Here is a 13192-nt window from a genome sequence, read left to right on the forward strand (position 1 = left end):
GCCATATATGAAGCCAGGAATTGAAATAGTCAGTGAGAAGAAATTGATTGGGAAACGAGTAAGAATGTCGTTTTCAAATGATAAAACGGTTGAATTATGGAAGAGCTTTTCGCCAAGGAAAAACGTGATAAAGAATTCGATCAGTTCGGACTTATATTCTGTCGACATTTATGATGACCCCCATTTTTTTATAGATTTCAATCCGTTAAAAAAGTTTGAAAAATGGGCAGCCGTTGAAGTATCCCACTTTGATGATGTTCCCGAAGAAATGGAGCGGCTGGTAGTTCCTCCAGGACAGTACGCCGTCTTTCAGTATAAAGGGAAGCCCAGTGAAGCACAAAAGACATTTCAATACATTTATGGGGTTTGGCTGCCGGGTTCCATTTATGAAATGGACGACAGACCCTATCTGGCTCGAATGGGAGAAAATTATAAAGGTGAAGATCCTGATTCGGAAGAAGAGTTTTGGATACCAATCAGGAAAAAATGAAAGTAGGCATTTAATCAGTTGGGAAAGAAGCAGCATCTGATATGCCTCATGATTTTGGAAATGTGCGAACCCTTGAGATGGGGTAGGGTGGACGATGAAATTCTACCTGGCTGTTTTAACATTCACGATTCTTCTTTTTGCTGAATAGCGACCACTAAAACAGGAACGATAATCGAACACATGTGAAAAAACTCGTTCTTTTTAATCGCCACAACTTGTGGTCTTATTCTTAAAAAAAAACATTGGTGTCCGGTTAAAATTTCAAATGATGGGCTAAAGCCCGTGTCATATCTGGCATTCACTTAGAAGCGTGCGGGCTTTAGCCCATAACTCCATCTTGTTGAATATCAGCTGTTCTGTTTTTCATTCGTTTCTCGCATCACCCAAGTTTTTATTTTTCCCGGACAACAGTGAAAAAAAAAGTAATCGTATTATTTATAGTTGGCAGGAGAGTAGTCTAGTTACAAACCTTTTTTATATTTTTAGGATCAATAACAAAAGGCCCAACAGGCCTTTAAACTTTATTTTCACCTGATTTAACTCCTTAGATGTGAGAAAGAGTCTGGTTTAGAAGCAGGGGGGAGAACCGGGCACTCCATAATTGCTGACCTTGCTTTCACTTAAAAGAGGTATTATCATGATAAAACTTCTGGATTTTGGCGTAAGAACACTTACAATGTATTGTAAACGTCAGCCTCTCGGGTTATCATTCGATCGAATATAACAAAGTAAAAAACAACAGGCTCAACATGAGAAAGAAAGGAATACAAAAAGCAACCGAGGTGGAGTCTACTCCCGTACCAGACGAAAATATTCAAGCACTACCCGTTGTAGGGATTGGAGCTTCAGCCGGAGGTCTGGAAGCATTAGAAAGTTTTTTCGTAAACATTCCTTCAAATACAGGTGTGGCTTTTGTAATCATTCAACACCTCGATCCGGATCATAAAAGTATTCTTGCCGACTTAATAAGGCGCTATACAAAAATGGAGGTTTTGCAGATTCTTGACGGTGTTGAAGTAATGCCAGATACCATTTATATCATTCCCCCGGGTTCCGATGTGAGTTTGAAAAACAATAAACTGATATTAAGCCCGCAACCTCGCTCACGCACCTTACGGCTGCCAATTGATCGTTTCCTCAAATCGCTGGCGCACGACAAAAAAGACAGGGCCATAGGCATTATATTATCGGGGACGGGGACCGATGGCACGCTGGGAGTAAGAGCTATCAAGTCAGAAAACGGAATTGTATTTGTGCAAACACCCGAAAATGCAAGCTACGACGGAATGCCCGTAAGTGCAATCTCCACAGGCGTGGTAGATCATATTCTGGATGCCGACAAAATGTCGGAAAAACTACTTAACTATCTAACTTACGTTACTGATGAAACTGGGAGTATACCTATTCCCGAGGAGTATGATAATCATATCCTAACCAATATATTTAACTTATTGCGCACAAAAACCGGTCATGATTTTTCGTACTATAAACCCAATACGATTATCCGGCGCATCGAACGGAGGATGAAAATTGTACATGTTACAAAAATTGAAGATTACATTGCTGTTCTTCAAAAAGACACAACGGAGTTAGAAACTCTGTTTCATGATTTTTTGATTGGCGTAACAAATTTCTTCAGAGATCGTGCCGCATTCGAAAAACTAAGCAGCAAAATAATACCTGAACTATTTTCGAAAAGCAAGGAAGGTGTTCCCATTCGAATTTGGGTTCCCGGTTGTTCCACCGGGGAAGAAGCTTATACTATCGCTATTCTGTTTAAAGAATTTATGGATACACATTCGCTAAATGGGTATACGATACAGATTTTCGCGACCGATATTGATAGAAGCGCGCTTGATAAAGCCAGACAAGCGGTGTATCCCGAGAATATTGCTGCTGATATCCCGGAACAGTATCTTCATAAATATTTTACCCTTGATGACAAAGTCTATATCGCAAATAAGCCCCTGCGCGACATCATTGTTTTTGCCGAGCAAAGTGTAATTAAAGATCCTCCGTTTTCAAGAGTTGATTTAGTCAGTTGTCGCAACTTGTTAATATATATGTCTAATGAATTGCAGGAGAGAGCTATTTCCACCTTTCATTATGCGCTGAACTCCGGGGGATACTTGTTTCTGGGCTCATCTGAAACACTAGGTAAAAACAGAGATATTTTTACTACGAAAGACAAAAAATGGAAATTATATCAAAAAAACGACGTTGTTCGTAAACGGGATTACGTGAGTGGATTGCCTTCGTTTGCTCCTGCCGTAAAAGATAAAAGTAAATTAGCCAAAGTTAGCGCTCCGGAAGACAAAATGACCTTGAAAAGTATAACAGAGAACAAAATTATTGAGCATTTTACTCCTGCAGCTGTCTTGGTGAACAACAAACAGGATATTCTTTTTTTTAAAGGTAAAACATCAGCCTATCTCGAGCCGGTGCAAGGAGTTGCCAACATGAATGTGGTAGAAATGGCAAAACCCGGCATTCGTGTTAAGCTACGTGTTGCACTAAGCAAAGCAATTCGCGAAAACAAGGTAGTTGTTGAGGAGAAACTTCACCTAAAAACCAATAATACTTACAAGTTTATTAACATCCATATACTACCTGTTGAACCGAAAACCGAGGAGTCAAGCTTGTTTCTGATTGTATTTGAAGATATTACCGAGAAGGAAGTGTTTTTAAGTGATGACATGCACGACTTTAGCAACAAGGATATCAATTACATTGAAACGCTGGAGCTGGAGTTGAAGCAAACAAAGGAATATTTGCAGTCGGTAATTGAACAATCAGAAACAACGAACGAAGAATTAAAAGTGGCCAACGAAGAGCTGCAATCGTCGAACGAAGAGCTGCAAAGTACCAACGAAGAGTTGGAAACATCAAAAGAAGAATTGCAATCAATCAACGAGGAACTTATTACGGTAAATACCGAACATCAGAATAAAATTGCTGAACTCTCGGAGCTAAATAATGATGTTAACAATCTGCTCACAAACACCGAAATCGCTACAATTTTTCTGGACGTGGATTTGAAAATAAAGAAGTTCACCCCGAAGGTAACTGAATTTATTAACCTAATTGCGGGCGACATCAACCGACCCATTTACGATTTTGTGACAAAATTAAATTATCCCGATTTTAAAGAAGACATAGAGCATGTTGTAAATACCTTAAACACCGTAGAGAAAGAGATTGACAGCACTCAGAAGAGTTACATCTGCCGGATGATGCCCTATCGCACACTTGATAATGTCGTAACCGGAGTCGTCATCACGTTTGCAGATGTAACCAGGTTGAAAGCAGCCGAAAAGGAACTAATTCAAGCCAAAGAACAAGCCGAAAAAAATGAAATCAGGTTGACACTGGCTCAGGATTTAAACAACGCAGGAACCTGGGATTGGAATATCGAAACCAATTCATTCTATTGGTCGGATGAATTTTTAAAGCTTTTTGGAATGTCGGAAGACACGAAGGCTGGTTTCGATGCGTGGCACAAGGTTGTACACCCAGATGATCTTGAAATGGCTTCAGAAAAAATAGAGGAAAGCTTAACAAACAAAACCGAACTGTTAAGCAATTACAGAATCATTCTTCCTAATGGCGACATTCGCTGGATCAGATCTGCAGGGAGCACAATTTATGAAAACGATAAACCCAAAAGAATGATCGGTTTGTGTTTCGATATTACTGATGTTAAGCAAGCAGAGGCCGATTTAATCAGAGCAAAAGATCGTATTGAAACAAGCGAAAAGAAATACCGACAACTTTTTCAATATTCACCCGACTCAGTTATTGTACACGATTTGGAAATGAATATCATTGATGTTAATGATAAAGCCACGGAAGAGTTTGGTTATTCGAAAGAGGAATTTCTTCAGAAAAAAGTGTTCGACTTACATCCAAAAGAAGAGCTTCCCAAGTCGGAAGACGTTTTGAACACGATGAAAAAGAAAGAGTCTTTATTAGTCGACACAAAGTTTCATAGAAAAGACGGAACTCTCTTTCTGGCCGAAGCAACACCATGTAAATACTTGCTTGAAGGAAAAGAGATTATTCAGGTTGTAGTGCGAAATATTACAACTCTGAAAGAAGCTGAAAACCAAATACTTCAAGCGAAAGAAAAAGCTGAGAAAAGCGAAAAGTACCTCCGCGATATTATCAACAATATTGGTGATCCCATTTTCGTAAAAGATGATCAAAGCAGGCTCATCTTGGTAAATAATGCATGTTGTGAAATGCTCGGTATTCCTGAACCTGAGATAATTGGAAGAACACTTGCCGAAGATGTTGCTCCGGAAGAACAAGCAGGTTTTCTAAAAATTGATAAGCAGGTTATTGTAACCGGGCAAGAGAATATAACAGAAGAATCGCTTACAATCAGAGGAGGTGAAACGAAAACAATCTCGACCAGAAAAACTCGTTTTATTGATACCAAAGGCAATAAATATCTTATTGGTGTAATTCGTGACATCACCGAACGAAAACAGACTGAGTTGGAGTTGACTACTGCCAAAGAACAAGCAGAAAAAAGCGAGCAATCGCTTCTGAAAAGCGAGGCTCGTTTAAAGGAGCTGAATGCCACAAAAGATAAATTCTTTTCAATTATTGCACACGATCTAAAAAGTCCGTTTAACTCCATCATTGGTTTCAGCGAAATGCTGAATCGAAATGCCTTGACGTATTCACCCGAAAGAGTTCAGGAATTGTCCGGAGTGATTTATCAGTCGTCGACACTGACATTCAGGCTATTGGAAAATTTGCTGGAGTGGTCAAGGTTACAATCCGGCGCAATCGAACCTGATTATGTAAAGATTAAGCCTTCTGACTTAATTGATGAAGTTAATTTAATTAAGCAACCCATTGCCAATTCAAAAAATATCCGTCTGCAATCGGTAATTAACGCTGACGATTTAATATTGGCCGATAAGGAGATGGTGAAAACAGTACTTCGGAATTTAATTTCAAACGCTTTGAAATTCACCCATCCGGAAGGCCTCGTGAAAGTTGAAACCCAAAGCAGAGGAAACGACATGCTGTTTATCGTATCAGATACTGGTGTTGGTATTGAAAGCAAACACCTTGATAAAGTTTTTAAACTCGACAATAAATTATCGGGAACCGGCACTGCCAATGAGAAAGGAACCGGATTGGGATTAATACTTTGTGCCGAATTTATTAAGCTGCACCATGGCAAAATATGGGTAGAGAGCGAATGGGGAGTTGGAAGCCGGTTTTATTTCACCATTCCTAAAACTGAACGAACTAATGAAAAATAAGCAATTGCGAAAAGAGGCAGAGAAATTGGCTTCAGATAAATACGCTGACATAGCGAATTTGTCGACTCACGACATACAGAAAATTGTCTATGAGCTGGAAGTGCACCGGATTGAGCTTGAAATGCAGAATGATGAACTAAGAAGTTCTCAAAAAGAGCTGGAAGACGAAAGGGCAAATTTTGCCGACTTATACAATCACGCACCGGTAGGCTATATTTCAATTGACAAAAACCAACTGGTTTTGCAGGCCAATGAAACAATCGCGAGTATGCTTCAGTGTTCCAGGGAGGCAGTTGAAAATCAGAAATTTACCAATTTCATACACTGGGACGACAAAGACCGTTTTTACCTATTTATTCGCAACATACAGACGAAAGGTGAACCGAGATCTTGTCAATTAAGACTTAATACCGAAAAGAATCATTGGGTTTATGCGAATTTAGAAGCAAATTCAAAAAAAGACAATTACGTACGCATCGCCATTACCGATATTACTAATCTTGTTGAAGCTCAACAAAAAGCGGAAGAAAGTGAGGAAAAATACAGAGCACTTTATGAGAATGCTCCTTTGCCTTATCAATCCTTAAACGACAATGGTCGTTTTATAGACGTAAATCCGGCTTGGCTATCAACACTGGGTTACAAACGAGAAAAGGTGATCGGAAAGTTTTATAAAGATTTTCTTCATCCTGATTGGCAAGGTCACTTTGAGAAGAATTTCCCAGCCTTTAAAAAGCGAGGTTATGTCAAAGACGTCCAATTTAAAATCCGCCATAAAAAGGGACATTTTCTGGATATCTCATTTGACGGATGTATTGGCTATCTGCCAGATGGAAGCTTTCGGCAAACGTATTGTGTATTTCAAGATATTACAAAGGAAAAACAGATTGAGAATGCACTCATTGAAGCCAAAGAGAAAGCGGAAGAAAGCGAGAAGTTTCTTAATCTTGCCGGAGAGATATCAAAAGTGGGCGGCTGGCGATTAGATTTAAAATCGAATCAGATAATTTGGAGTCGAACAACGGGAAGGATTCATGAATTGCCGGATGATTTTATCCCAAGCCTTGATGAAGCCATCTCCTACTATCATAAGGAAGATCAAACATTGGTAAGGAAAAGTGTTGAGAAAGCGATAAAAGAAGGAGTGGCTTATGAATTTGAAGCTCGCCTAATTACGGCAAAAGGAAATTTGGTGTGGGTGAATGCCATTGGCAAACCGGAAATGCGAGATGGAAAATGTATCGGAATATCCGGATCATTCCAGGATATTACCGAACGAAAGAAAGCACAGGAAGCATTACTCCGAAGTGAGAAGGAATTTCGCTTATTAGCAGAATCAATGCCACAGATTGTATGGATTACGCTTCCTGATGGGATGAACATCTATTTCAATAAACAATGGGTAGATTATACCGGATTAAGTTTAGAAGAAAGCTACGGCGACGGCTGGAATATACCTTTCCACCCTGACGACCAGAAACGTGCATGGGATGCCTGGCAGGCTGCAGTTAAAAACAATGATAATTATTCTATTGAGTGTCGGCTGCGAAGGAAGGACGGTGAGTATTTTTGGTGGTTAGTTCGAGGCGTCCCTATCTTTGATGAAAAGGGAGATATTGCAAAGTGGTTTGGGACATGCACAGATATACAGAGTATTAAAGATTCAGAGAAAGAACTTCTACAAGCCAAAGAAAAAGCCGAAGAAAGCACCCGCCTAAAATCTGCTTTCCTCGCCAACATGAGTCACGAAATCCGGACACCCATGAATGGAATTATTGGTTTTACAAGCCTATTGAAGAACCCGAAACTTACTGGTAAGCAGCAAAAAAAATTCATCAACATTATTGAAAAAAGTGGCGAGCGCATGTTGAACACCATAAAGGACATTATGGACATTTCCAAAATTGAATCGGGACAAGTTGATGTTAAGTTTTCTGATGTGGATTTGAACAACCAATTGGATGAACTTTTTGCATTTTTCCAGCCTGAGACGACGAAGAAAAATATCAAACTTTCCATTACAAACCGGCTTCCCGATCAACAGGCCACTGTTTATTCGGATAAAGAAAAACTAAATTCAATACTCGTAAATTTTATCAAGAATGCAATAAAATATACCCGTGGCGGCAGTATTGAATTTGGCTATTCGATCAATAAAAAAGCCAACGATAAAGAACTCGAGTTTTATGTGAAGGATACAGGCATCGGAATTCCAACCGAAAGACAAGAAGCCGTATTTAATCGTTTTGTGCAAGCTGATATTGATGACAAGCAGGTTTATGAGGGCTCCGGGTTGGGACTGGCAATTTCGAAAGCCTATGTGGAAATGTTGGGTGGAGAAATCTGGGTGGAAAGCGAGGAAGGTGTTGGTTCTCAATTTTACTTTACAATTCCTTACAAAACAAACACAAAAGAAATACATGAAAAGAACACAGAGGATTTAAATCAACCGCAGTCAATTGAAAAAGAATTAAAGATATTGATTGCCGAAGATGATGAAACGACTATAACATATTTAAACATCATACTTAATGAATATGCGAGAGAACTATTAATTGCCAAAACAGGGACTGAAGCCGTGGAAATGTGCCGTAATAATCCGGAACTAGACATCATTCTAATGGATATTAGAATGCCTGAGTTAGACGGATATGAAGCCACGAAACGAATACGTGAATTCAATAAAGAAGTATTTATAATGGCACAAACAGCCTACGCACAATCGGAGGACCGGGAAAAGGCAATTGAAGCAGGATGCGATGAGTATATTTCGAAGCCCATAAACCAAACAAAATTGGTGGAAATTATATCGAATCGTTTTTAAATGTATAATAGTTTCTACTGAGTAAATCCTGAATTGTGCTTGAAGCGGAGTGCGGTTTGTTTGCAAAAGTGTTTATGTAATTAAAAAACACAGGTTGCAGTTTGTCAGCGGGGAATGAATCGAAATTGTATTTACGAAAAAAAAAGAATCCGGTTAATAAGTTCTGACCGGGATCAGCGGCGACAAGCAGGGGATTGGCAAAGCATCATTGCTCAATGAGTTTAAAGTCTTTCAGTCGGGATTAATCATCAACCTTATGCTGTTGCAATTTTCCATGCACGACTTCTAATTCGCTACTTAGTGCTTCCAATTCTTTTTCATTTTTGTCCCAGGTAACATTTTTTCTGATTCGGCTTAGACTTTGTTGGGTAACTCCAATGTATGAGGCAATATCTTCTAGCTTGGCTTTGAGAGCCACACTAGAGAACTCCCGAAGGAAGTGCTTGTACCTTTGCTGGGCATCCAGCGTGCGCAATAAGGCCTGCTTGTAGTGTGTCATGCCTAGATAGTTGACCACACCAACAGCACAAAATTTAGTGAGATCAATGTCGTTAAAGAGCATCTCCACAAAAGGATTGCGGGGAAGTTCGATAAAATCACATTCGGTTATGGTTTCCAATGTGATGCGGGAAGGGGTGCTATTTAGTAAAGAGACCGTTTCTGACAAGATAATGGGAGCTACCCGAAAATCATACACAAACGTTTTGTCATTATAGTGGTCTTCACACTTTACAATGCCTTTTCCCAGAAATCGAACAGCGCTTTCTACTTCCATATAGTCCAACAGGCGGACTCCTTTTTTTACCCGCCAGAAGTTCATAATACTGCACATTTTATCCCACGAAGAGTCAGAAATAGGACTCGTTGCATTGATAAACACTCGAAGTTGGTCGCGATAGTGGGGGTAGTCTTCTTTGTTTAAAGGCTGCATGTTTGTTGTCAGCGATGATTTTTATACGATATATATTCCACCACAAAATTAACTTTTCCGTTGTAAAATTACCATTCATTTAAAATTTTGTAAGCACATTTCTCCATCTCAACGGATCAGTCTGGAATCAGTCAACTGGCAATTACTTATATCACACGCATAAAACAGACCGATCGGGAAAACTCAAAAGCATTAAATATGTTAACAACTGGACTCCAGTATGCTGTCATTAAATCAATTGTAGACAAAGAAGTCGTTCCATTTATTTCATGAAGCTTACTTTTAATTCTTCTAAATAGCGACAATCCGAGCTGCTTGATCATTTTTTACCATATGGTAAATGCCAGTAAATTTCTTTGTGCTATTTTGCAGTATCAACCAAATTATATTAAGTATGAAAAAACTAAAAATCGGATTATTGTTGGGATTAGTTTTTTTACAGTTCAGCTGTAAGAAAACGGAGTATGTGGAATCGAATCCTCAATTAATTATCAATGTGATAAGTGAGTATTTGGTCCCTGTACAGGGGGCAAATGTTACACTGTACAACACCGAAGATGATTTGTATCTAAAAGTAGATCCAATAAAAACTCTTCAAACAGACCAGACTGGTCAAGTATTTTTCGAAGACCTTGAAGAACAACGGTACTACTTTTATGTAGAGAAGGGTGGCCTGGACAACACCAGCGACGTGGCTGCTACAAAAAACCCGATACAATCAGGACAACGATTCGAAGTCGTGGTCAAAATTGATGAACCTATTGACTATTAATTACCTGCTAAAAAATCATCTAACGACAAAAAAGTTTAATATGAAATATACATGTAATGCATTATTGATTTTTTCAATGCTTTGGTTAACAACTGTTTTCAATTCGTGTAAAAAGGACTATGTAACCGAAGAGCCAGAGATCGTTTATGATCAAGGAGAACGACTGGTGTTGAATGACAATGTAATTGTTTTGGAAAATAGCTCAATGACTCACGATGGTCAGCAAGGTGTTTTGTTCGACGAAGCAACAGGCGTAATGCAATTTGATGAAGCTTGCGAATTAGGCGTTGTTTTTGAATTGGATACCGGTGCGGTATTGCATATCAATATGGAGCAAAAAGCACTTGTTCGCAAAGTTACCGGCGTTGAAACAAACAGCGGAAAATACATTTTGCAAACAGAGAAAAGCTCTATCCATGATGTCTATGATAATGCTAAAATCAAGTTCGATTTTAGTCCGGACTTTAGCAACGAACAACTATCGACGAAAAGCATTTCAAATTTAAGTCAGGAGGAACTTAGCGAAGCATTAACCGATGAAAGTGGTCGGATACACCCGTCAGAGATGTATATAATGGATGGTGACAAAAAAATTACGCTTTTCTCGGTACAAGACAATATGCCGCTTAAAACAATAAAATCAGCAAATACGCAAAACGGGAAAGTGGGCTTCGAACACCAGTTTAACACTCAGTTTTATGTCCCGGAACTACCAATGACAGTTGGTCTGGAGGATTTTGGATTTTCATTATATACAAATTTGAAAGCCGATTATTCTATTAATAAACATACCAGAAGCTTTAACACTCATTTGCCATTTGTAGGAAAGGTGAGCGCGGTGGATGGCGTTACGGCTTCGTTTGTAGTAGATGCTGAGGATACGGAGATTAGTTTGTGGGCAGATCTTGGAGTTGAAGCAACAGGTACTGTGCCTGTCGTAGATGAGGATGTACCGCTTTTTGATCCAAAGGTATTGGGATTTGTCTTTCCCGTGGGGTGTGTTCCAACACACATTCATATTGAATGTGAACTTGTTTTAGAGCTTGATTTTGAATTGGGTGGTGAAGTAAAAGCTGTAACCGGATTAGAATTAACCACAACGTTACCAAAGATTGAAGTTGGAGCCAATTTCTCCGCCATTTATAAGGACTGGCATGTGCACCACTCAAAGCCATATGTAACGGTAGATTTTGATCATAAATATGGAACCATACATAGATTTGAAACTCCAAATGTAAAATTGGAACAACGTCCCATCAGGTATGAGGCAATGGCAAAGTTTGTACAGAACTTTTCGATAAGGCCAAGTTTAGGTTTTAGCATCGACGATATGGCCGGTCCTGAAATAGCCATACCGGTTCATGCGATCAATACCTTGAGTATGGGAGCAGGCGAGAGTATTAGTGCGACAGACACAACCGAGGCTCCTAAGGGCTACGTTGGATGGGGATCTGCATTGGGAACGAAAGTGGGATTAAAAGCCGGAATTTGGCTTGACTTTTTAGGTTTTGCCAATAAACATCTGGATATTCCGGAGATTCCATTGACTCCAGAAATTCCTGTTTGGCACACGCCCGGCTCTATGAACCTGGTGAAGGACAACGATTTCAGCAAAACCGTCGTTGGACAAGAAAAGGAAGTTGAAGTAAAGGTGGAAGATTTTTTTACACTACCGGCCCCACTAATGTTTGTTATATGGGAAGGAGGAGCAGGAGGAACGTGGAAATATCCTGTCACTGTAACAGGAGTAACAGGAAAAACAACAAATACTTACACCCCTACAAGTATCGGAGACCACGAACCATATTGTAGTGTTAAAAATGGTAATTTAGTTGAAAAAGGCAAGGTTACATTTACAACTACAACAGTAGCTCAATAATAAACAACATATACTAATGGCGCCGATTTATCCCGATGGTTTTTGGATAAATCGGTGCTTATTGCTGTAAGTCTGTTTTGGAAGATTCCTGTTCGTGGAGGAAAGCCCTGCATCTTCCTGCAACAGACGGAGCGGGAAGAGCTGCTCTGTTTGATGCTTCGGAAGAAACGATAAAAGGGAAATGAGTTGATAAGATGAGGGGTAAGCTAATAAAACGACTGGAGCAACTCATCCAATTCCCGGCAAAGGAATCGAATCTTCCGGATAAGCCGACTTAGATAAACTTCTCGCGTTTTTGCAGGTTAAACAGTCCATACAGCACAAACACCAATGCCCCAACTACCAGAAAAATTCGATTTTTCAGCGCAATACCCTCCCACATCACTTCATTCATACGGCGAGGAACATTGAATGGATTTAGGAAAACATTCCAAAATGTTCGTTCCAGAGCGTCGGCAAAAACAAGAAAGATTACACCAAAAATAACCATGACAACTGCTGTTCCATTCCCATTTTTAATGATCGTAGAAAACATAAACGCCATGCTTCCTAAAAAGAAAACCGGGAACATCAGCTGCGAGCTCATCTCCAGCAAATCAACACGGGTTAAGAAGATAGAACTAACACCGGCAAAACCAAGCAGCAAGAAAAAAACCAATACAAACACCAGGACCAACCGCACCAGCCAAACCTTATAACGGTAGTCCGGAATTCCAAAGAGGATTTCCAGAATCCCGGCATCTAAATCATTCTGGATGCCAAAAGTCATGGGATAAAAAATAAGCAGAATGGCCGGAAAGGTAAGTGCGCCGTAAACAAATTCGTCGTCAGGTAACTCTCCATTCCACACAGCCATAATGGCAATAAAAACATAAAATGCAAAGGCTGATAGCAAGAACCAGATAAAACGGCCACCAAAAATGATTCGGAAATTGTATTGAATCATCTTGCCAATCAGGTTGAGCGTATTTTTAAGTTTGAGTGTGTTCATGTCTTTTATCAATAAATTTGAAT

At 39.5% G+C, this 13192-nt stretch carries 7 protein-coding genes; 5 read left to right on the forward strand and 2 right to left on the reverse strand.

Annotated elements, in window-relative coordinates:
- Positions 1-7 precede the first annotated feature (7 nt).
- The 3 genes from GR929_RS04680 to GR929_RS04690 all read left to right on the forward strand — a co-directional run bounded on the left by GR929_RS04680 (position 8) and on the right by GR929_RS04690 (position 8596).
- Positions 8-490, forward strand: coding sequence for a GyrI-like domain-containing protein (locus GR929_RS04680; RefSeq protein ID WP_159517770.1), 483 nt, complete (start codon positions 8-10; stop codon positions 488-490).
- Positions 491-1239: 749 nt separating this feature from the next.
- Positions 1240-5772, forward strand: a complete 4533-nt coding sequence (locus GR929_RS04685; RefSeq protein WP_159517771.1) for a PAS domain S-box protein — start codon at positions 1240-1242, stop codon at positions 5770-5772.
- On the forward strand, positions 5762-8596 hold the full coding sequence (locus GR929_RS04690) for a PAS domain-containing hybrid sensor histidine kinase/response regulator (RefSeq protein WP_159517772.1): 2835 nt from the start codon (positions 5762-5764) through the stop codon (positions 8594-8596). The genes GR929_RS04685 and GR929_RS04690 overlap by 11 nt, the downstream gene beginning before the upstream one ends.
- A 241-nt stretch (positions 8597-8837) precedes the next feature.
- On the opposite strand, the gene GR929_RS04695 is transcribed toward GR929_RS04690, so the two are convergent.
- Positions 8838-9527, reverse strand: coding sequence for a Crp/Fnr family transcriptional regulator (locus GR929_RS04695; protein WP_159517773.1), 690 nt, complete (start codon positions 9525-9527; stop codon positions 8838-8840).
- A gap of 394 nt (positions 9528-9921) precedes the next feature.
- On the opposite strand from GR929_RS04695, the gene GR929_RS04700 reads away from it, so the two are divergent.
- Entirely contained in the window at positions 9922-10299 is a 378-nt protein-coding gene (locus tag GR929_RS04700; RefSeq protein WP_159517774.1) for a SpaA isopeptide-forming pilin-related protein, read from the forward strand.
- Between the two features lie 40 nt (positions 10300-10339).
- Entirely contained in the window at positions 10340-12178 is a 1839-nt protein-coding gene (locus tag GR929_RS04705) for a hypothetical protein (RefSeq protein ID WP_159517775.1), read from the forward strand.
- Between the two features lie 274 nt (positions 12179-12452).
- Here the strand turns inward: GR929_RS04705 and GR929_RS04710 are convergent, their stop codons facing one another.
- Positions 12453-13169, reverse strand: a complete 717-nt coding sequence (locus tag GR929_RS04710) for a hypothetical protein (protein WP_159517776.1) — start codon at positions 13167-13169, stop codon at positions 12453-12455.
- Positions 13170-13192: the final 23 nt, after the last annotated feature.

It is taken from the genome of Sunxiuqinia indica (assembly GCF_009847015.1).
In the GTDB taxonomy this organism is placed as follows: Bacteria; Bacteroidota; Bacteroidia; order Bacteroidales; family Prolixibacteraceae; genus Sunxiuqinia; species Sunxiuqinia indica.

What these genes read in the sequence shown, in the direction of transcription:
- GR929_RS04690 (WP_159517772.1), top strand. Translation starts at nt 5,762, where the DNA reads ATGAAAAATAAGCAATTGCGAAAAGAGGCAGAGAAATTGGCTTCAGAT.
- GR929_RS04700 (WP_159517774.1), top strand. Translation starts at nt 9,922, where the DNA reads ATGAAAAAACTAAAAATCGGATTATTGTTGGGATTAGTTTTTTTACAG.
- GR929_RS04685 (WP_159517771.1), top strand. Translation starts at nt 1,240, where the DNA reads ATGAGAAAGAAAGGAATACAAAAAGCAACCGAGGTGGAGTCTACTCCC.
- GR929_RS04710 (WP_159517776.1), bottom strand. Translation starts at nt 13,169, where the DNA reads ATGAACACACTCAAACTTAAAAATACGCTCAACCTGATTGGCAAGATG.
- GR929_RS04680 (WP_159517770.1), top strand. Translation starts at nt 8, where the DNA reads ATGAAGCCAGGAATTGAAATAGTCAGTGAGAAGAAATTGATTGGGAAA.
- GR929_RS04705 (WP_159517775.1), top strand. Translation starts at nt 10,340, where the DNA reads ATGAAATATACATGTAATGCATTATTGATTTTTTCAATGCTTTGGTTA.
- GR929_RS04695 (WP_159517773.1), bottom strand. Translation starts at nt 9,527, where the DNA reads ATGCAGCCTTTAAACAAAGAAGACTACCCCCACTATCGCGACCAACTT.